This is a genomic window from Nonomuraea cavernae, from assembly GCF_040655715.1.
Taxonomy (GTDB): domain Bacteria; phylum Actinomycetota; class Actinomycetes; order Streptosporangiales; family Streptosporangiaceae; genus Nonomuraea; species Nonomuraea cavernae_A.
Map to the genome: position 1 here is coordinate 97,624 of NZ_JBFAKL010000016.1, position 19,756 is coordinate 117,379.

A 19,756-nucleotide genomic window follows, 5' to 3' on the forward strand; every position below is an offset into this window, starting at 1 on the left:
GACTCCCTGAGGGACTTGACACGTCTTCTCACAGCACCGGCCGCCCCTGGTGGACGGGACCCGTCAGACCGGCAGGTGACCGTTGTGCGCGGCGGGCCAGCTCATGCGAATGCGCATGCCCTTGGGACTGGGAAAGACCTCGACGTCGTCGGCCAGGCCCGCGATGACCGCGATGCCGAAGCTGGACATGAACGGGTCGGCGAGCATACCCAGCTCGTAGGTCTGTTCGTGCTGCAGCTCGTCACTGGGGGCCTGGTCGCTCACGGTCACCTCGAACCGCCCCGAGTCGTCGCGCAGCTCGATGCGGATGGGCTCGCCCGGGCAGTGAGCGCGATGCGCCTCCACCGCCCGGGAGCAGGCCTCACCCACGGCGAGCCTGACCTCGTCCAGCAGCGACTCCTCCACGCCGGTGCGGCGGGCGATCGCCGTCGCCACCAACCGGGCGGTGCGGACATGCGCGGGAAGCGCGCTGAACGTCAGCTCGACGGTAGCCATGACTACTTGTCTTTGCCGTGAGCTTCCTTGGCTTCGTCGACCGAAGCGTAGATCCCGAAGACCTTGGTCAGTCCGGTGATCCGGAAGATCTTCAGAATGCGCTCCTGTGTGCAGACGAGCTCCAAGGAGCCGTCGTGCGCCCGAACTCGCTTGAGCCCCCCGACCAGGACACCAAGCCCTGTCGAGTCGAGGAAGTCCACCTTCTCCATGTTCACGAGCAGGTGGAAGTTGCCCTTGTTCACCAGGTCGATGAGGAGCTCACGCAATCTCGGCGCCGTGTAGACATCGATCTCACCTTCGACCTCCACAATGGTGAGTCGGTCTTCGGTGCGGTGATCCAACTTCAGATCCACAGATCCTCCAGCGCCTCGCCTGCGAAAGTACCCTTGCTGGCCTGGCAGTCTGGAGGTTGCTCCAGACTGTCCGACCCCGACGCGCGGCATTCAACCATGCGTCTCGCTTGTGTCTATACGAAATCACGATTCCCGGCGACTTTGCCCACAGATGCAAACTGGAAACAGTGACTTCCTCCGCTTCCTCCCCACACCGGCCAGGTCCACTCCTCCAGCACCTGCTCGGCGTTCCCGCACGTCACGAGCGTGTCACCCATGTGGAGCATGTTCCAGCACGTCAGGCGGGTGAAGCGAGATGGCCGAAATGGGCCCCCGAACTCCTGGTTACGCGCTTGGCGAACCAAGGCGTCACAGGATTGTGGCCGCACCAGTACGAGGCGGCTGACCTGGCCCATCGTGGCCGAAACGTGATCATTTCCACAGGCACGGCCTCGGGGAAGTCCCTGGCGTACCTCACCCCGGCGGTCACCTCCTGCCTTGACGGCGGCACCGTCCTTTACCTGACGCCGACCAAGGCCCTGGCCGCCGACCAGCTCCGCACCCTCCGTGAGCTGCGGCTGACCCAGGTACGGGCCGCGTGCTTCGACGGGGACACGCCGTTCGAGGAACGGTCCTGGGTCCGCCAGCACGCCAACTACGTCCTGACAAATCCGGACATGCTCCATCGCGGCATCCTGCCCCGGCACGCCCAGTGGTCGCCCTTCTTCCGCCGCCTTCGCATGGTGGTGGTGGACGAGTGCCACGGCTATCGGGGGGTGTTCGGCTCGCACGTGGCGCAGATCCTGCGGCGCCTGCGCCGGGTCTGCTCCCGGTACGGTTCACAACCCGTCTTCCTGCTCGCCTCGGCGACGGCCAGCGAGCCGGGGGCGTTCGCCATGCGGCTGACGGGGCTTGAGATGGCCGAGGTGACCGTGGACGCCTCACCCAAGGGTTCAACGACCGTCGCGCTGTGGGAGCCGCCTCTGACAGAGCTGCGGGGCGAGGGAGGGGCTCCCGTGCGACGCACCGCCACAGCCGAGGCGGCCGACCTCCTTGCCGACCTCGTCCTGGCGGACGTCCGCACCCTCGCCTTCGTACGGTCCCGCCGCGGCGCCGAGACCGTCGCCCTGTCGGCCCGCGCCAAACTCGCCGACGTCGCTTTCTCCCTGTCAGGCACCCCACCCGCCACCGATCCCCACTCGGCCGTCGGCGCCCCTTCCCCGGACACCACGCGCGGTGGCGAATCCCACACGGGCAACTCAGGCCCGGCCGGAGCCTCGTGGGGCGATTCGCACGCCGGCGACGACACCCCCACGGGCACTTCACCCGTGGCCTCTTCGGCCGACTGGTCGGACCTGCCGAACAAGATCGCCGCCTACCGCGCCGGCTACCTGTCCGAGGACCGGAGGCTGCTCGAGAAGGCACTGCGCTCCGGCTCTCTCATGGGCCTGGCCAGCACTAACGCCCTCGAACTGGGCGTCGACGTCTCCGGACTCGACGCCGTGCTCATCGCCGGCTGGCCGGGCACCCGCGCCTCCCTCTGGCAGCAGGCAGGCCGCGCGGGCCGCGACGGCCAGGACGCGCTGGCCGTGCTCATCGCCAGGGACGACCCTCTCGACACCTACCTCGTGCACCACCCCGACGCCCTGTTCGGCCAGCCCGTCGAGGCGATCGTGCTCGACCCCGACAACCCGTACGTCCTGGGCCCACACCTCTGCGCGGCAGCCGCGGAAATCCCGCTGACCGGAGATGATTTGCCGATCTTCGGCCCCACCACGCCGAACGTCCTCGGCGAACTGGTCGCCCAAGGTCTCCTCCGGCAACGCCCCGCGGGCTGGTTCTGGACCAGACGCGAGCGAGCCACAAACCTGGCCGACATCCGCGGCGGGGGCGGCGCCCCCATCCAGGTCGTCGAGTCGTCCACCGGCCGCCTGCTCGGCAGCGTGGACGAGCCTTCCGCGCACACCACCGTCCACACCGGCGCGGTCTACCTGCACCAGGGCGAGTCGTTCCTGGTGGAGCTGCTCGACCTAGAGGCCGGCGTGGCCCTGGTGAGCGACGCCGAGCCTGACTACACGACGTTCGCGCGCGATGTAACGGACATCACCATCCTGGCCTCCCTGCGTTCCCGGGAGCTGGGTCCCGGCCGCCTGCACTTCGGCGAGGTGGAGGTCACCAGGCAGGTCGTCTCCTACCTCAAGCGCCGCGTCCAGTCAGGCGAGATGCTCGGCGACGAGCCACTGGACCTGCCGCCCCGGACCCTCCGCACCCGCGCGGTCTGGTGGACCCTCCCGACATCGGCGGTCGCCGCCCTGGCCGGTGAGGGCTTCGACCTCGGAGGAGCCGCCCACGCCGCCGAGCACGCCGCCATCGGCCTGCTCCCGCTCTTCGCCACCTGCGACCGCTGGGACATCGGCGGCGTCTCCACCGAGCTCCACGCCGACACCGGCCTGCTCACGGTCTTCGTGTACGACGGCCACGAGGGAGGCGCCGGATTCGCCGAACGCGGCTACTCCCGCGCGGCCGACTGGCTGACGGCCACCCGTGAGGCCATCGACTCCTGCGAATGCGAGCGCGGCTGCCCTTCCTGCATCCAGTCACCCAAGTGCGGCAACGGCAACGACCCCTTGGACAAGCGCGGCGCCATCCGCCTCCTGGACACGTTCCTGACCTCCTGAACCCGTCCTCTCGCAGGTTCCGCGCTCCGGTTCTCACAGGTTCCGCGCTCCGGTTCGCCCGGGGAGAAGCGCGCTCCAGACCACCCGCAGAGAAGCACTGAGCCCTGTAGGACCGCGGGAAGTCCGCTCAGCTGTCGCCTCCTTGGTGGCGCCGACCGGCGTAGGCGCTCCCCTCCTCGTCAGCCGACCAGAAGTCGCCTGCTCCCGGCTGAGGGCGCTCCCAGAACCCACTGTCCTCCATGGACCTGGGCGTTGGGGGAAGGTAGTCGTCCCAGCGGTCCTCAATGTGCACGGGGGGCGGGGTGGCGGAGGCTGACGACGCGGGCACGTCGGTGACCGCCGAGCTGGGGAGGGTGAGCCGTAACGGCTCCTGGCGGGCGGTCTCCTGCCCGGCGCCCCGCATGTCGTCGGCGCTCCGGTAGTACGGGAGAGCGACGGGGAGTTCGGTGCGCGGCTTCGCGGGCACCTGGGGGCGTGCCGGCGCCTGCCCTACGAGGGGCTCCTGAGTGGTGCCCACAACGCGCTCGTGACCTTGCGTGCCGGGAGACCCCTGGGCCGTACCGGCCTGACCGGACGTCCTCAGACGGGGCTCCTCACCCGCCGGAGGCGTCTTGGCGACGGCCAGGACGATGGCGGGGCGGCGAGGAGCGGTCGCGGTCGCGGTCGGCGGGATGCTGTCCGTGTTCATTTGGGCGGGTCCGCCACCGGATGGCGGCGTGCCGACGGGCGCGGAAGCGGCACCGCCATCGGCGATCAGGGAACGGCGACGAGCCCATGCTCCGACGTGCGCGGCAAGCAACAGCAGGAGGATTCCGGCGGCGAGGTAGAGGCCGTACTGCCCCATGGTCCCGAACGGCGACTCCGCGGACTGAGCCGTCACGTTCGTGTCGACCGGCTCGGAGTCCGTGGCGGCCTTGGTGCCTTCGGGAGTGAGACTGTCGTTCGTGCCCGCATCGGTGTCCGCAGTGGGGATCGGAAGGTTGCCCTGCTTGTCGGTGTCCGGCATCGCGGGCAGTTTGTCGTTGTTCTTCGGTGTGGCCTGCTTCTGGGTCGGCGTGGTGACGATCTTCGCCTGCTTCTTGCCGGGCAGCGTAGGCAGCGCCTCAGTGCCCGTCGTGATGTTGTCGCTCTTGGGCTTCGTGGTCTTCACGGGCTGAACGACCTTCGGGGCCGGAACCGTCACGTACGCGGCACCCGAATTGCCCGACCCGACCGCTCCGCCGTCACCGTCGCCTCTGAACGCCTTGACCGTGAACCCCACGCGGTGTCCCACGGCTTTGGCCGGAACGGCGAGCACCGCCCTGCACGAGGAGCCCGAGCACGCGCTGTCGGCGGACACCCTGCCGACCACGCCGGACTGGCTGGTGGACACCTCGTAGGCCTGGAGGTCCGGCTCCGTGCCCTTGTTCCAGGTCACCTGGATCTTCTTGGTGCCCTGAAGGGCGGCGTCGACGTTGCTCGGTGCCGCGGCCGGTCTCCTCAGTTTGAAGGTGCTCGTCGCGTAAGTCCTGCCGGTGATCTCTCCCTTGAGGATCACGGAGAAGGTGCCGTTGGGAGCGCCCTCCGCGTCGAAGGTCCCGGAGATCGTCTGGTTTGCCCCACCGCTCGCGACCTGCTGCCGACCCGTGGAGGACCCCTCGACGTACAGGCCCATTTTCAGCTGAATCACGCCGGTGCGTGCGGAGACCAGCACGGATCCGCTCGACACCACCTGCCCGTCGGCCGGCGACGTGATCTGCCCCGCGGCTCCGGCGTGTTCCGTCACCACGGCCGCCTGAGCGGATCCACCGAACACGGTGGCTCCTGCCACGACCACTACCGCGGCCACAACTCTGCCAACCACCGTCACGACGCGTCCCTCCAACGAGAGCCTCGGGCCGCGTGACCGCCCGAGGCGCTCACGTGGCCACCGGAAGTGCGATCCGCCGGCCGACCACGATCATCAACCGCTCCCCCGGATACCTCCTTGGCGACTCGATTCTGGAGCTTTCAGAATTCCGTCGTAGTCGGCATGGAACCGAAGGTAAGCGGAACCTTATGTGAGATATCCAACTCTTGGACACCACGTCCAAGAACTCGTGATTCGATTGCGACCTAGCACCACGAACCTCATAAGCCACAGTCTTTTGACCAGCCTTAATCCACCATTTCGTCCAGACAGAACCGCTTTTCGTCCACCGCCGATCACAGCCGTTCACCAGCCCGAAGCACGGAAGCGAACCACTGTCATGGCGCGTCCCTCCATCAGCCGTCTCAGCACGTCGGCCCTGAGCCGACACACTCCGCTTGGACCGTGACCCCTTTCACCTGAACCTGGGTCACCTGGTGCTTTGTCGTCTCACCACACGACTTCACCTGGACGAGCCGAGTCGCTTCAGTCGGACTCTCCCTGATCTGCCCCGCCCCCTGCCCCGCCCCCTGCCCGCCGCTTGGCGCGCCCGAATCAGCCCGCCCCGGACCAGCTCGCGCCCTACCGGTCAAAGTGCGGGAGCCCACGACCGGCAAGGTGATCGCAAGTGATGTCCGGACATCCACCACCTCGTCGAAGATCGCGCATTCGACCAGTTCAACGCCGTTGTCCAGGGCCACGGCCGCCGCTCTCCCGCAAGCTCCTTCAGGATCGACGATCACCAGTCTGGCGGCGGCCAACGCACTCAGATCGGCGGCATCGTTCACGCGATGGCGAGCGACGCGCGCGGCACCCACCGTGGCCACGCTCAAGGCCACCGCCATCACGAGCCCCATGAACGCGACTCCCCACAGCGTCGCGGAGCCGCGATCTCTACGCGCGGCAGACATTGTCAACCTTTCTTGACGGCGCTGTGACCGGCGAAGCAAAACCCGATGCCGGTTTCCAAAGGCACATCTCGCATGGCGGCGTGGCCACCACGGCATAGACCACTCACGGGAGACGCATCCTTTTGCATGATGACGTTATGGACCACGACAGCACGTACCACGTGCGCAGATATGTGAAGCACTCACCCCAGGGGGTTTGCGCGGCGGTGGGTTCGTTCTACACATGAGGCGATTTGGAGAGTCGCGACACCATGCTCTTCGAACGGATACGACTGAGCACCGATATGACCGCCGATCAGGATTCGGTGTCGGCCACCGCAGAGGCCGAAACTCGGACGGCCGGAAGTGACGAGCCCCAGGCGGGTCGCACCTCCACCGAAACGTTCACCGTGGTGCGCTCCCCGTCGCGACTCACGATCACCTGTGCTCCCGGGCGGGTTGCCGAACGAACGTAATCACCGACCCGATCCAGGGGCTCGCCTCTGGCCGCGGCCCGCGCCGCAGCACGAACCGCGTCCACGCATTCGAGCTGCACCCCAACGGCTTGGATCGCCCATAGCGCCGCGGCCAGCACGATCGTGAGCGCAGGCAGCATCGCCGCCGTCTCAGCCGTCACCGAGCCTCGACACGCCGACCACTTCCTGCCCCGGGCAACCGCGATCGCCGTCTTAGGCGTCGATACATCCGTCACAGCAGGCGACTTCCTTTCACCCATGGAGGTTCGCTACTTGACAAGAGGGGGCTGCTTCCTGGGAATCAGACCTCCTCCCTGGGAGGCAGCTCTCCCTCCTGGGGAAGCAGTCCCCTCCCGGGGAAGTCCCCTCCCGGGGAAGTTGCCTCCTCCTTGGAGGATGGGACTTCCCGTGCTCCCTGGGGGAAGCGACTTTTCCAAGGGGGAAGCGACCTCAGAGAAGCGACTTTCTGCTCGTCAGGAGCGGGTCTCTACTCATTGGAATCGGATCTCTGCACCAAGAATCAGGCCTCTCCGTCGAGAGGCAATTCGCTTCTCCTATGGACTTGCTCACCCTGGACTTGCTCGCTCTCCACCCGCGGACGTAGCGAGTGATGCGACGTCATCCGCCCGTCTTCAGCGCGCGATCGATCAGCGACGAGAGCATCTCCTGCACTTCAGGACTGCTGACCACCTTGAAGAGCAGGGCCGCGAAGGCACAGGCCGCTATGGTGCCCACCGCGTATTCGGCTGTGGACATGCCACGTTCCCTGTACGCCGTCGTGGCAACGGACGACCTGGAGGTCCACCAGCGTCGGCAGCGGTTGATCAGAGCTGCTGACGTGGAGGTCCATGGCGTTTCCGGGGACGTGCTCGGCTCATCCGGGGTGGTTGCGACAATCCGCATCATGCCTCCAGGTGCTTGTTAGCCGGGATCTTGTCCGGCCTGGCGAGCGTTAGCGTCCCCCAATCCGGCCTTACGCCGAGCGGCCGAGTCGCGTTCTGTGGATAACCCGAAGGCCGGGACACAGGCTGTGGACAGTGTGTCGCCTGACCGATGCATGCGTTGAGGACGTGACGGCTGTCCTCAAGAGCGCCGAAACGCCAGGTGGGCCGCCAACACACATGCGAGTGCCTTCGAGTCCGTATGGGCCGCTGCAAAGTCAGGTCGGGACTGCTGACACGACGCATAGGCGATGTCCTGAGAGAGCGCGGAAGGGCACTGAGGATCTCGCGAAGACGAGGCAACACATGGCGGTAGAAACCACGCCGTGGAGACGGTGGACCACGCCGTGGAGATGGTGGAAACCGCGCCGTGGAGACGGTGGAAACCGCGCCGCAGAGAGACATGGAAGTCCACGGACGCCACTGGAAGTGCGCTTATCCACGGATGCCACCGGAGAGGCGCTCGAACGCCGGTAGAGGGGCGCTTAGGGCAGCCGTGGGGCCGAGAAAGCGGCCGTCGAGGAAACCGCCGCGTTTGGTGATCGACAAGGTGGGGTGCGGTCGCGGCGGAGGGGTGACGTCTGCGGGGAGGACGGCGGAGGTGACCTCTGCGGGAGGACGGCTATGGGAGGACGATGGTGGCGGCGAGGCCCGCTATGACGGGGATGATCCCGAGCAGCACGAAGGCCGGCAGGAAGCACAGCCCGAGAGGTGCCACCGCCTTGACTCCGACGCTTCGAGCGGCGGCCACCGAAGCGGCGTGGGCGGCGTCTCGGGCGTCATCGGCGAGACGGGTGAGAACATCCGCCACGGGCGCCCCGCTTTGGGCCGCACGGCTCATCGCTCTGGCCAGGCTGCCCGTTGCCGGGTCACGGGCGAGGTGGGCCCAGGTGGGTTCGGGGTCCGCCCCCAGGCGGAGTTGGCTGCTCACCCAGGAGAGGCGTTCTCCGAGGGGGCCTTCCACAGCGGATGCGGCGGATTCGATGGCCGCGCTGACCGGTTGACCCGCGAGGAGGCAGGCGGCCATCAGGTCGGCGGCGAACGGGAGATCGGCGCTGATCCGTCTTCGGGTTTGCTGATCGGCGGGATCATCTCTCCTGTGCAGGATCACACCGACCACCGGAACGACCAGCAGGCCGGCCACGATCCCCATCACCCCACCGACCAGCAGGCCGGAGAGGAGTCCTGCGATGGCTGAGCCGACTACCGTCCGGCGGTCGAGCCGCCTCGGCCCCTTGCCACCGGACTGGAGCCAGCCAGGCGTGGGCAACCCGTCTTCACTCGTGACCGGATGACCCAAGGGCCGGGCTTCGTTTGCGCCGATGGCGGCCCTGACGGCCGTGGCTTCTGGCCTGATCCCATGCGCATGAGGCGAGGCCGCCGGTGCGGACGTAAGCCTCCTGAACGGAGCACCGGGCGCAGTCCTGGCTTGAAGACCGCGACGTGGCGAACTCATTGCCCGCGAGTGTCGCGTGTCTACGGCGCCGGCTGAGGGAGCCGGAGCGGGCGCACGTAGGGAGAGCCTTGTCATTTCCGCGGTGCGGAGCGTCGACTTGGCTCGGCTGACTGGAGGACGCAGGCGGGCCAAGCGGTCCGCCTGCGTCGTCGGTGGCACGCACAGCCACGCGGCCAGGGCGGCGCAGAGGGCCGAGAGCAGTTCGAGCATTGTCAGGTTCCGTCCTCTGTCCTTCTCGACCGCAGACCTGAGGTTGTGGAACGCTGCTGCCGTACAGCGCTCCTTGCCGTATGCGGAGCCAACGATCTACGCAGCCGCGCACGGAAACCCGTGCTGGGACGCGGGCACGGCGAGGTGTCCAGGTGGTACGGACCGGTCATTTCTGATGTGCACGACGACCTCCTACGGGGCACGGTTCAGGAGGCTTGGGCGTGTAGGGCCATGCGGTGTGTCCACCACAGGCCGCAGGCGTCGAGGGCGAGTCCCGCTACCAGACAGGCGAAGCCGGGCAGGCTGCCGCACAGGAAGTCGAGCGGGTGCATGCCCAGGGCTCCGGCCATGAGGAGCCCGAGGGCAGGGAGGGCGGCCAGCATTCGGGCGGTGGCGCGAGGGCCGGCCAGTTGCGCGGCGACGTCCTGGCGATGGGCCTGACCGGCTCGTAACGTGCTGCCGACCCGCTCGACGAGGGCGGACAAACCCGCGCCTGCCGTCACACCGATGTCCCAGCACGCGGCCAGTCGGCACAGACCCTCGCCGCCTTGGGCAGGCGCGACGGCTTTCAGGGCCGCCGACACGTCACCACCGTCTTTGGCCGCCGCCACCAGCGGACGCAGGGCGTCGGGATCGGGGAAGCCGACCGCCGCGACCGCTCGGGTCAGCGCCTCTCCAGGGGTGCGGCCCGCCGTGAGCTCGGCGGCCAGGGACTGGCACAGCTCGATCGTGTCGCGGCGCCACGCGTCGGCTCGTCGCGCGGGGCTGGGACGCACGACGTAGCGGCGCAACGACGGCCGTGGCCAGGTCCGCTCGTCCGAGGTAAGCACGCGCAGGCGGGCCATCGCGAGATCGGGACCTGTCCACAGCCATAGGGCCGTGGCTGTGGACATCGCCGCCAGAAGTGCCGCCGTCATGAGCCCACCGCGTGATCACCCTGCAGGCATGGGTCGCCACCGCGGACCACCGCGATGCCCCCAGGGCAGCACCGCACACGATCGAGATCGGCACAGGCGTGCCGGATGGGCGGGCTCACAGCGAGATCCGGTCGGTGAGGGTGGTGTAACCGGGGCCGAGGCTGGTGCGGCCGTGGGCATCGACGGCCAGGGCCGGGACGGCTTCCACGAAGCCCGCGGCGGTCCGCGACAGGAGGCAGATCTCGGTGACGCGGCGACGGCCGTCCGAGCGGCCGCGGGTCAAGTGGACCACCACGTCGAGGGCGGCGGCGAGTTGACTGTGCACGGCTTCCCTGCTCAACCCTGCCGCACAGCCGAGCGCCTCCAGCCGGGGCGGCACGTCGGCCGCCGCGTTGGCGTGCAGGGTGCCGCAGCCGCCCTCATGGCCCGTGTTGAGGGCGCCCAGCAAATCGACCACTTCGGCGCCTCGGACCTCGCCGACCACCACCCGGTCGGGGCGCATCCGCAGAGCCTGACGGACGAGATCGCGCAGGCCCACCCCTCCCGCGCCCTCCAGGTTGGCCGGTCTCGACTCGAGGCGGATCACGTGGGGGTGAAGGGGCCGGAGCTCGGCGGAGTCCTCGACGAGGAGGAGCCGCTCGCCCGGCCCGGCGAGCGACAACAACGCCGAGAGCAGCGTCGTCTTGCCCGTGCCCGTGCCACCGGTGACGAGGAAGGCCAGCCGGGCCGACACCATCGCGGTCAGGACCTGGGCCGCCTCGGGGGTGACGGTGCCGGCCGCCACCAGGTCCGGCAGGGTGAACGTGCGCCTCGGGGGCAGCCGGAGCGAGACGCAGGTGCCGCCCGACGCGATCGGCGGCAGGACGGCGTGCAGGCGCACGCCTCCGGCCAGCCTGGCGTCCACGTAGGGCGAGGCGTCGTCCAGCCGCCTGCCCGCCGCGGCGGCCAGGCGCTGGGCCAGCCTGCGTACGGCGGCCTCGTCGGTGAAGGTCACCGGAGTGCGCCGGAGCCCCTGGCCGTCGTCGACCCACACGTCTCTCGGGCCGTTGACCAGGACATCGGTGACGTCAGGCGCTGCAAGCAGCGGCTCGAGCGGGCCGGCTCCGATCAGGTCGGCGCACAGGGCTCTGGCGACCGCGAGGATCTCGGCGTCGCCGTAGACGGACTTCTCCGCCCGCAGCGCGACGGCCACCTGCGCGGCGCTGGGCTCGACACCGGCACGGGCGAGCCGCACGCGTACGGCTTCGACCAGCTCCGGGGAGACGCTCACCTGCTCCGGGCGACCGCGCGAAGCGGCAGACGGGCGACCGGGCGGAGCGGCAGACGGGTGGGCCGGAGGTCCGGCGTTGGCCGAGGTCACGACGGCAGCAGATCGCGCAGGAGGGACGTGCACAAGGTGCCGAGCGCGGTGCGCGGCCCCAGCTTCGGCAACTCGCCCCGGTTGAGCGTGGCGGTGAGGCGCGGCTGGTCGGGCAGCTGGCCGACCACGGGGACGCCCAGCGAGGACGCCACGACCGCTTCGTCGAGCACACCCGGCCGGACGACCGCGCGGATGTCGGAGGTGTGGCGAGCCGCTTCGGACAGCACCTGGGCGGCGGCCAGGACGCCTCGTACGTCGGCGGTGGCCACGAGGACGGCGCCGGTCGCCCGGCCGAGCGCCTCGGTCGCGGCAGGGTCGAGGTAGCGGGGCAGGTCGACCACGACGAGGTCGAACCCGCGGTGGCCGGCTTCGAGGACCGAGCGCATGGCCTGGGGAGGGATGGAGCGCACGTCACCCCGGTGGAAGGAGAGCACGGCGAGATCACCGAAGGCCGGCAGGGCCGCCCGGAGCGCCGTCGAGCTGACCCGCCCCTCACGGGCGACGAGGTCGGCCCACCGGGCACCAGCGGCCTCCTCGTGTCCGAGCAGGGCGTCGATGCCACCGCCCAGCGGGTCGGCGTCGATCAGCAGGGTGCGCAGGTGGTCATGGGAGGCGCGCAGGGCGAGGCAGGACGAAAGCACGCTGGCTCCCACACCGCCCCGGCCGCCGATCACGCACAGCACGGCGCCGGACCGCGGCTCGGGCTCCATGGCGTCGGCGAACTCCTCCATCAGGCGGCGCTCGCCGTCGGGGAGACTCACGACGGCCTGGGCTCCGACCGCGACACAGCGCCGCCACGTGTCGTGGTCCTCTGGATCCCGGGTCGCCAGCAGCACCCGCTCGCGGGCCGGCGGCGCCGTGGCGGCCACCGCGTCGGCCAGGTCACTGCCGATCACGACCAGCGGGGCGAGGTTCCAGTAGGGGCGGGCGTGTGCCGGAACGTGGGCCACGTCGAGCTGGGCTCCGGCTGCGGCGGCTGTGCGGACGAGGTCGTCGAGCAGCTCGCGATCCTCGGTGATGACCAGTGGGCGGTTCATCGGGGGCCTCCCTGTTGTCGGGGAGGCCAACCATGCTCCAGTGCCGGACCGCGCCGAGGATCCGAACAGGGTTCTGTGGACGGAACCGCCCGGCCGGACCCGGCCTGTGGACGAGCATCACTCAGAGGTCCGGGGCTGATGGGAGAAATGGGGCGACCCCCGCCGGGGGGGGAGAGCGGGGGTCGCCTGATCGGTCCGGCTCCGGGGGGGTAGAGCCGGGCCCGATTCAGAAGAAAGCTTTCATCACTTGACCAGAGCCTGGCAAGAGGCCGGGAAACCAATCCGATGCGCAGTCGCTCCAGTTTCAGGTGATACCACCGTATGCTGCCCGATCAACTCGAGTTTCGTCGAGGAGTAATCTCGTATTTTCGCCAAGTTTTTTTCGTCATCCCATAACGATCACATAAAGATACTCACTCTGTGTAATCGTCACAGGTTGGTAACCGCGCCACCAGGCCCCGGTATGACGGCGTCCGCGCCCTCCGGTCCCCGTATTGGCAAAGGTCTTGTTCCTGGGGGTTCCCATCAGGGTGAATCCGTCGTAGAAAGGGGCTACGGACGAGTTGTCCGGGTGCATCAACCGGGTACCCACGCGCGACCAGCCGCGGGAGGCGCGTCGAGACGGGCTTGACCCGCTCCGACGAATTGAGGTGCACGCTTGGTAACCCGGTGTGGTGTACCGGTGAGACGGCGTCTCATTAGTGAGACGCCGTCCGCTATGTCGTGACCCCTCGCCCCCTCAGCCCCGCTGCAGCGCCTCGCAGATCGCCGTCGTCTCGCGCACGCCGAGAGCCACCGCCGACGCGCACTGCCGGACCCACTCGGCCACGCCCTCGGGGCTCCCCGTGAGGTAGGCACGCAGGCCGTCGGCGTACGGCAGCTCCAGGTGCCCCACCTCGACGGCGACCAGTGACTTGGGATCGAGACCGTATTCGACCAGCGTGAGCCGCTCGGCCGTGCGGGCGACAACGCCGTCGGCCGTACCGAACGGACGCAGGACGGCGAGCTCGGCGTGGACGACGGCGGCCAGCACGATCGCGGGCGCCTTCGTCGGCTTCTCGAGCAGTTGCAGCAGGTTGTCCACCCGCGCCGCCGTCTCCCCGGCGCTCGGCCCGGGGCCCAGCCCGAGCGGATCGGGAGCGTCGTCGTGGACACGGGGACGGCCCAGCGCGGGCTCGTCGGCCAGACCGGCGGCGGCGACCGTGTGCAGCCGCGCGAGCACCTGCCGGGGCGCCTTTCGCCAGGTCGAGCCGAGACGGCCCATCTCGGCCGAGGCGCGCAGCGCGCCCTGCACGACCGGATCGTGCACCTCGTCACGGCGCAGCGCGTCGAGGGGGACATCGACGCCCTCGATCGCGGCCGAAGCGCGGGCGCCCCGCAGCGACGACTCGGTGGAGACCGCCGGGCTGGCGCGGCGCAGGACGCGGTGGCGGTAGAGCCTGTCGACGGCCTGCCTGGCCTCCTCCACCGCCTCTGAGACGCCGGGGAGCCGCGCGATCACGGCCAAAGGGTCACTCACGGAACCCGACCTTACCTGCGGGTACGGCTCCGCCCACCACCGCGCCCGGCTGCGGGGTCGCCGGGGAGCCCATAAACCGTCGCAGCGCGCTTCGAGAAGCACTGGAATTGGCGCGTTCCAGGTTAGTTCCATTTCGAACGGACAACGGTTGAATAGCGTTTGTCATGTGATCCGATAAGCACGCCAACCAGATCATCTGACGGTACAGACCTGTCTAGACCTCTTGTGTGGGGAGGCCGTGAGCTGGTGGAGTGGGACATGACCTACGTAATCTGGCCATAGGAGGAGCACGACGTGGCCCCGGAAACCCCTGGCACCGAGCCGCAGGCCCTGTCCAACCTGCTGCAGGAGAACCGTCGCTTCGCACCCCCGGCCGAGCTGACGGCGGCCGCGAACGTGACAGAGGCGGCCTATACCGAGGCGGCCGCTGATCGCCTCGCCTTCTGGGAGGGCGCTGCCGACCGGCTGACCTGGGCCAAACGGTGGGACACCACCCTGGAGTGGAACGCCCCGTTCGCCAAGTGGTTCGTCGGCGGCGAGCTGAACGTCGCGTACAACTGCGTGGACCGCCACGTCGAGGCGGGCCGCGGCGACAAGATCGCCTACCACTGGGAGGGCGAGCCCGAGGGCGACACCCGCACGCTCACCTACGCCGACCTCCAGCGCGAGGTCAGCAAGGCGGCCAACGCGCTGCGCGAGCTGGGCGTGGGTAAGGGCGACCGCGTCGCGATCTACCTGCCGATGATCCCCGAGCTGCCGATCTCGATGCTGGCCTGCGCCCGCATCGGAGCGATCCACTCGGTGGTGTTCGGCGGGTTCTCGGCGACCGCGCTGCAGAACCGCATCGACGACGCCGACGCCAAGCTGGTCATCACCGCCGACGGCGGCTACCGTCGCGGCGCCCCGAGCGCGCTCAAGCCGACCGTGGACGAGGCCGTGGCCCAGTGTCCGCAGGTGGGGAACGTCCTCGTCGTACGAAGGACGGGCCAGGACGTGGCCGTCAGCGACAAGGACGTCTGGTGGCACGACCTGGTCGACCGCCAGAGCGACCAGCACACCCCCGAGCCGCACGACGCCGAGCACCCGCTCTACATCCTCTACACCAGCGGCACCACCGGCCGGCCGAAGGGCATCCTGCACACCACCGGCGGCTACCTGACCCAGACGGCCTGGACCCACGACGCGGTCTTCGACCTCAAGCCCGAGACCGACGTCTACTGGTGCACCGCCGACATCGGCTGGGTGACCGGCCACTCCTACATCGTGTACGGCCCGCTGGCCAACGGCGCGACGAGCGTCATCTACGAGGGCACTCCCGACACCCCGCACCGGGGCCGGTTCTGGGAGATCGTGCAGAAGTACCAGGTCAGCATCCTCTACACCGCCCCCACGGCGATCCGGACGTTCATGAAGTGGGGCGACGAGATCCCCGCCAAGTTCGACATGTCCAGCCTGCGCGTCCTCGGGTCGGTCGGCGAGCCGATCAACCCCGAGGCGTACGTCTGGTACCGCCACAACATCGGCGGCGACCGATGCCCCGTCGTCGACACCTGGTGGCAGACCGAGACCGGCGCCATCATGATCAGCCCGCTCCCCGGCATCACGCACGGCAAGCCCGGCGCCGCGATGCGCCCGCTGCCCGGCATCACCGCCGACGTGGTCGACGACCAGGGCAACAGCGTCCCCGACGGCGGCGGCGGCTTCCTGGTGATCCGCGACCCGTGGCCGGCCATGCTCCGCACGATCTGGGGCGACGACCAGCGCTACATCGACACCTACTGGAGCAGGTTCGAGGGGATGTACTTCCCCGGCGACGGCGCCAAGAAGGACGATGACGGCGACCTGTGGCTGCTCGGCCGCGTCGACGACGTCATGCTCGTCTCCGGTCACAACATCTCCACGACCGAGGTGGAGAGCGCGCTGGTCAGCCATCCGAAGGTGGCCGAGGCGGCCGTCGTGGGCGCCACCGACCCGGTGACCGGCCAGGCCATCGTGTCGTTCGTGATCCTGCGCGGCTCGGCCGAGGAGGACGCCGACATCGCCGCCGAGCTGCGCAACCACGTGGCCAAGACGCTCGGCCCGATCGCCAAGCCGCGCCAGATCCTGATCGTGCCCGAGCTGCCCAAGACCCGTTCGGGCAAGATCATGCGGCGGCTGCTGCGCGACGTGGCGGAGAACCGCAGCATCGGCGACGTGACCACGCTGGCCGACAGCACGGTGATGAACCTCATCTCGGAGAAGCTGCCGAGCGCCAAGTCGGAGGACTGACCCCCGGCATCGACAGACCGCTCATCCCGAAATTTCGGGATGAGCGGTCTGTTCGTGTGGGGGCAGGGCAAAAGCGCACGCCTACCCTCGCGGCGGTATCTTCGTCGATCGGGTAGGTGTGGAAGGGATGCCGGGACCCTAGGTACGTTCCCCGGCGTGTTCGGGGGCGCCTGACAGTCCGTACGGCCAGGCCTGGCGAGACCGTCCGAGGTCGGGGCGTCGCCGCCTTCCATACGGGTACTCAAGGGGCGCGATGAACTGGATGATGTTTGACACGGCCACCAGGCCTCGATAGGAGACGTTCATGCCGCAGACTCCCGAGGAAGAATCCCTGGGCTCACTGGTCGCCCAGGCGAGCAGCCACATCTCGACCCTGGTCCGCTCGGAGATCGAGCTGGCCAAGGCCGAGTTCAGGTTCGATGCCAAGCGGGTCGGCACGGCGGGCGGGATGTTCGCCGCGGCCGCCTTCATGGCGCACCTGTGCCTGATCCTCGTCTCGTTCGCCGGCGCCTACTTCCTGGCTCAGTGGTTGCCCACCTGGGTGTCCTTCCTCATCGTGACGGTGATCTACCTACTGCTCGCCGGGCTGGCGGTGTTCCTCGGGATCAAGCGTCTCAAGGGGCTGTCCGGCATGAAGCGCACCACCCAGTCGATCAAGGACCTCAAGGAGATCGCCACGCCGGAGGAGTCGACGGCCGGCCTGGTCGGTCTGCATCGTGAGCCGGTGAGCCGAGATGGCGCCTGACGAGTCGGTCGTCCAGATCGAGGGCCCCTGGCAGCACCGGCAGGTGCACGCGGGCGGCACCCGTTTCCATGTGGTGGAGGCCGGCGACGGCCCGCTGGTGCTGTTGCTGCACGGGTTCCCGCAGTTCTGGTGGACCTGGCGCCACCAGCTCGAGTCGCTCCCGGCGGCCGGCTACCGGGCGGTGGCGGTCGACCTGCGCGGCTACGGCGGCAGCGACAAGCCGCCGCGCGGCTACGACCTGCCCACGCTGGCGGGCGACGCGACCGGCCTGATCCGGGCGCTCGGCGAGACCGGGGCGATCGTGGTCGGCCACGACTGGGGCGGCCTGCTGGCCTGGACGATGGCGGTGCTCGAACCGAAGAGTGTCTACCGCCTGGTGACGGTGTCGGCGGCGCACCCTCTGCGGCTGCGCAGCGCCCTGCTCACCGAGCCGTTCGGCCAGTTAAGGGCGAGCGCCCACGCGCTGGGTTACCAACTGCCGCTGCTGCCCGAGCATCGGCTCACCCGCGACGGCGCGTCGCTGGTCGGCCGGCTGCTCGACCGGTGGTCCGTCCCCGGCTGGCCCGACCCCGAGACGGCCCGCACCTATCGCGAGGCGTTCCGCATCCCGGCCGTGGCCCACCTCGCGCTCGAATACCACCGCTGGTTCGGCCGCTCGCAGTTCCGGCCCGACGGGCGGCGCTACGCCCGGACCATGCGCACCCAGATCGAGGCGCCGACCCTGCAACTGCACGGCGCGCTCGACCGCCGCGTGCTGCCGCGCACCGCGCAGGGTTCGAGCCGCTACGTCGCCGCCCCCTACCGGTGGAGGCTGATGGAAGGGGCGGGACACTATCCCCATGAGGAGGTGGCCGAGATGTTCGACGCGGAGCTGATCGGCTGGCTGTCCGATCCGGAGCCCGACCGATGAGAGACCGCGACCCCGACGGCAGGCCGCGCAGCGCCCGGCCCCGCGACGCCTTCGGCAGGCCGCTGCCCCACGGCGCGCCGGGGGTGGACCGGGTGCCCGACGACTACGCCCCCAGCACCGAGCAGGCGCTGGCCGACGGCCGCCGCTTCCTCGCCGAGGGTCTGCCGTTCAACGCGCACGAGGTGTTCGAGGGCCGCTGGAAGTGCGCGCCCGACGACGAACGCGATCTGTGGCAGGGGCTCGCGCAGATCTGCGTCGGCCTCACCCACCTGCAACGCGGCAACGGGCGCGGGGCCCTGACCCTCTTCGGCCGCGGCGCGGCCCGCGTGCAGGCGTACGGCCTGCCGTACGACGAGGTGGGCCGGGCGGCCTCCGGCCTGAGCGACGACAGCGACCCCGGGCAGGCCATCGCGCTGGTCCTGGCCGCGCTGCCCGGCTAGTCGCAGTCCTGCGTGCCCGCCGGGGTGGTGTCGTTACGGCCCTGGTCGGCGTCGGGCTTGACCTCGGCGGCGGTGAGCACGTAGCCGGTGTCCTCCTGGCTGACCGCGGCGGCGAAGATCACGCCGTAGACCTGGCCGTCGACCGTGAGCAGCGGGCCGCCGGAGTTGCCGGGCAGCACCTTGCCGCGGATCGAGTAGACCTCGCGCTCGACGTTGGAGCTGCGGTAGATGTCGGGGCCCTGGGCTTCGAGCCGGCTGCGGATGCGGGCCGGCTCGGCGGTGAAGCCGTGGCCCTTGGGGAACCCGGCGATGATCGCGTTGTCGCCCTTGCCGCCGTCGTTCTTGAAGGCCAGCTGCGGCAGGCCGAGCCCGGGGACGTACAGGATGGCGATGTCGCGCTGCGGGTTGTAGCGCACCACCGTGGCGTTGTGGCGTTTGTTGGTGGAGTCGAGGACCTGCAGGTCGCGCGTCACGCCGGCGACCACGTGCGCGTTGGTCATGATGCGGTCCTTGGCGTAGACGAAGCCGGTGCCCTCGATGTGCTTGTTGCAGCTCTCCGCGTTGCCCTGCACCTTGACGATGGCCCGCTGCGCGCGCCCGAGCTTGGCCCCCTGCAGCACGCTACGCGGCGCGGGCGGCACGTCGACCAGCCGGTCGGCGCCGATGGCGTCGAAGACCGGCGGGAACTCCGAGCGGTCGATGAACTTCTTGAACGGCTGCTGCCAGTTGCGCGCGGCCTGTGGGATGGCGTCGTCGACCGTGGTCAGCAGCATGGAGTTCTTCACCTGCTCGACGAGCGGCGCGAACGACGTCGAGACGATCAGCGACCCGATCAGCCAGGCGATCACGAGCACCGACAGCGCGCTGGCGAACGTGCCGCCGACCGCGTCGGCGACCTTGGCGGGCTCCCACGTCACGTGGCTGCGCACGACGGCGCCGATGGTCGAGGACGCGAACTGGCCGATCGTGGCGGCCAGGAAGACGATCACGATGGCGAGCAGGGCCTGGGGGGTGTCGCCGTCGACGACGGCCTTGGAGATCGGCGGCGCGATGAAGACGCCGAGAACCGCCCCTCCCACGAAACCCACGAAGCTCATGACGCCGATGATGAAGCCCTGCCGGTAACCCGAGACGCCGAAGGCGATCACGAGGCCGATCAATATGAGGTCAAGCAGATCACCGCGCACGGTTCAA

17 protein-coding genes are annotated in these 19,756 nt (G+C 69.4%); 5 read left to right on the plus strand and 12 right to left on the minus strand.

The window, feature by feature from the left end; all coding sequences use genetic code 11:
• Window positions 1-63 precede the first annotated feature (63 nt).
• Window positions 64-495, minus strand: coding sequence for an ATP-binding protein (locus AB0I38_RS23410; RefSeq protein ID WP_358471428.1), 432 nt, complete (start codon window positions 493-495; stop codon window positions 64-66).
• A gap of 2 nt (window positions 496-497) precedes the next feature.
• Window positions 498-848, minus strand: coding sequence for an STAS domain-containing protein (locus AB0I38_RS23415; protein ID WP_043629845.1), 351 nt, complete (start codon window positions 846-848; stop codon window positions 498-500).
• A gap of 407 nt (window positions 849-1,255) precedes the next feature.
• On the opposite strand from AB0I38_RS23415, the gene AB0I38_RS23420 reads away from it, so the two are divergent.
• A complete protein-coding gene (locus AB0I38_RS23420) occupies window positions 1,256-3,505 on the plus strand; it encodes a DEAD/DEAH box helicase (RefSeq protein WP_358471430.1) in 2,250 nt (749 codons plus the stop codon).
• Window positions 3,506-3,632: 127 nt separating this feature from the next.
• On the opposite strand, the gene AB0I38_RS23425 is transcribed toward AB0I38_RS23420, so the two are convergent.
• From AB0I38_RS23425 to AB0I38_RS23465, 9 genes are all read right to left on the minus strand, one after another.
• Window positions 3,633-5,300, minus strand: a complete 1,668-nt coding sequence (locus AB0I38_RS23425; RefSeq protein ID WP_358471432.1) for a hypothetical protein — start codon at window positions 5,298-5,300, stop codon at window positions 3,633-3,635.
• A gap of 458 nt (window positions 5,301-5,758) precedes the next feature.
• Window positions 5,759-6,400 (minus strand): Rv3654c family TadE-like protein, encoded by a 642-nt coding sequence (locus tag AB0I38_RS23430; protein ID WP_358471433.1) that lies wholly within the window; start codon window positions 6,398-6,400, stop codon window positions 5,759-5,761.
• 199 nt (window positions 6,401-6,599) lie between these two features.
• Complete coding sequence (locus AB0I38_RS23435; RefSeq protein WP_358471435.1) at window positions 6,600-6,920, minus strand: TadE family type IV pilus minor pilin; 321 nt, start codon at window positions 6,918-6,920, stop codon at window positions 6,600-6,602.
• 457 nt (window positions 6,921-7,377) lie between these two features.
• Window positions 7,378-7,665 carry a DUF4244 domain-containing protein gene (locus tag AB0I38_RS23440; RefSeq protein ID WP_358471437.1) on the minus strand — a complete coding sequence of 96 codons (288 nt, stop codon included), beginning with the start codon at window positions 7,663-7,665 and terminating at the stop codon, window positions 7,378-7,380.
• A gap of 657 nt (window positions 7,666-8,322) precedes the next feature.
• On the minus strand, window positions 8,323-8,853 hold the full coding sequence (locus AB0I38_RS23445; protein ID WP_358471439.1) for a type II secretion system F family protein: 531 nt from the start codon (window positions 8,851-8,853) through the stop codon (window positions 8,323-8,325).
• Window positions 8,854-9,572: 719 nt separating this feature from the next.
• Complete coding sequence (locus AB0I38_RS23450; protein WP_358471441.1) at window positions 9,573-10,283, minus strand: type II secretion system F family protein; 711 nt, start codon at window positions 10,281-10,283, stop codon at window positions 9,573-9,575.
• A 115-nt stretch (window positions 10,284-10,398) separates the two neighbouring features.
• Window positions 10,399-11,553 (minus strand): TadA family conjugal transfer-associated ATPase, encoded by a 1,155-nt coding sequence (locus tag AB0I38_RS23455; protein ID WP_436838770.1) that lies wholly within the window; start codon window positions 11,551-11,553, stop codon window positions 10,399-10,401.
• An 86-nt stretch (window positions 11,554-11,639) separates the two neighbouring features.
• A complete protein-coding gene (ssd, locus tag AB0I38_RS23460) occupies window positions 11,640-12,680 on the minus strand; it encodes a septum site-determining protein Ssd (RefSeq protein ID WP_358471443.1) in 1,041 nt (346 codons plus the stop codon).
• A 739-nt stretch (window positions 12,681-13,419) separates the two neighbouring features.
• Complete coding sequence (locus AB0I38_RS23465) at window positions 13,420-14,199, minus strand: oxidoreductase (RefSeq protein ID WP_358471444.1); 780 nt, start codon at window positions 14,197-14,199, stop codon at window positions 13,420-13,422.
• A gap of 294 nt (window positions 14,200-14,493) precedes the next feature.
• Between AB0I38_RS23465 and acs the strand changes: the two genes are divergently transcribed.
• The 4 genes from acs to AB0I38_RS23485 all read left to right on the plus strand — a co-directional run bounded on the left by acs (window position 14,494) and on the right by AB0I38_RS23485 (window position 18,562).
• A complete protein-coding gene (gene acs / locus AB0I38_RS23470) occupies window positions 14,494-16,467 on the plus strand; it encodes an acetate--CoA ligase (RefSeq protein WP_358471446.1) in 1,974 nt (657 codons plus the stop codon).
• 304 nt (window positions 16,468-16,771) lie between these two features.
• Window positions 16,772-17,212 carry a phage holin family protein gene (locus AB0I38_RS23475; protein ID WP_358471448.1) on the plus strand — a complete coding sequence of 147 codons (441 nt, stop codon included), beginning with the start codon at window positions 16,772-16,774 and terminating at the stop codon, window positions 17,210-17,212.
• A complete protein-coding gene (locus AB0I38_RS23480) occupies window positions 17,202-18,122 on the plus strand; it encodes an alpha/beta fold hydrolase (protein ID WP_358471449.1) in 921 nt (306 codons plus the stop codon). The genes AB0I38_RS23475 and AB0I38_RS23480 overlap by 11 nt, the downstream gene beginning before the upstream one ends.
• The gene (locus tag AB0I38_RS23485) at window positions 18,119-18,562 is read left to right on the plus strand and encodes a DUF309 domain-containing protein (protein WP_358471451.1); all 444 of its coding nucleotides are present in this window, start codon (window positions 18,119-18,121) and stop codon (window positions 18,560-18,562) included. Before AB0I38_RS23480 ends, AB0I38_RS23485 begins: the two co-directional genes overlap by 4 nt.
• Here the strand turns inward: AB0I38_RS23485 and AB0I38_RS23490 are convergent.
• Window positions 18,559-19,749, minus strand: a complete 1,191-nt coding sequence (locus AB0I38_RS23490; protein WP_358471453.1) for a MarP family serine protease — start codon at window positions 19,747-19,749, stop codon at window positions 18,559-18,561. The two genes, AB0I38_RS23485 and AB0I38_RS23490, sit on opposite strands and share 4 nt — an antisense overlap.
• Window positions 19,750-19,756: the final 7 nt, after the last annotated feature.

Bases quoted from the DNA above. Each gene is read 5' to 3' on its own strand.
- AB0I38_RS23440 (WP_358471437.1), bottom strand. From the start codon at position 7,665: ATGATGCGGATTGTCGCAACCACCCCGGATGAGCCGAGCACGTCCCCG.
- AB0I38_RS23445 (WP_358471439.1), bottom strand. From the start codon at position 8,853: ATGGGGATCGTGGCCGGCCTGCTGGTCGTTCCGGTGGTCGGTGTGATC.
- ssd (WP_358471443.1), bottom strand. From the start codon at position 12,680: ATGAACCGCCCACTGGTCATCACCGAGGATCGCGAGCTGCTCGACGAC.
- AB0I38_RS23475 (WP_358471448.1), top strand. From the start codon at position 16,772: ATGCCGCAGACTCCCGAGGAAGAATCCCTGGGCTCACTGGTCGCCCAG.
- AB0I38_RS23480 (WP_358471449.1), top strand. From the start codon at position 17,202: ATGGCGCCTGACGAGTCGGTCGTCCAGATCGAGGGCCCCTGGCAGCAC.
- AB0I38_RS23450 (WP_358471441.1), bottom strand. From the start codon at position 10,283: ATGACGGCGGCACTTCTGGCGGCGATGTCCACAGCCACGGCCCTATGG.
- AB0I38_RS23430 (WP_358471433.1), bottom strand. From the start codon at position 6,400: ATGCCGTGGTGGCCACGCCGCCATGCGAGATGTGCCTTTGGAAACCGG.
- AB0I38_RS23410 (WP_358471428.1), bottom strand. From the start codon at position 495: ATGGCTACCGTCGAGCTGACGTTCAGCGCGCTTCCCGCGCATGTCCGC.
- AB0I38_RS23485 (WP_358471451.1), top strand. From the start codon at position 18,119: ATGAGAGACCGCGACCCCGACGGCAGGCCGCGCAGCGCCCGGCCCCGC.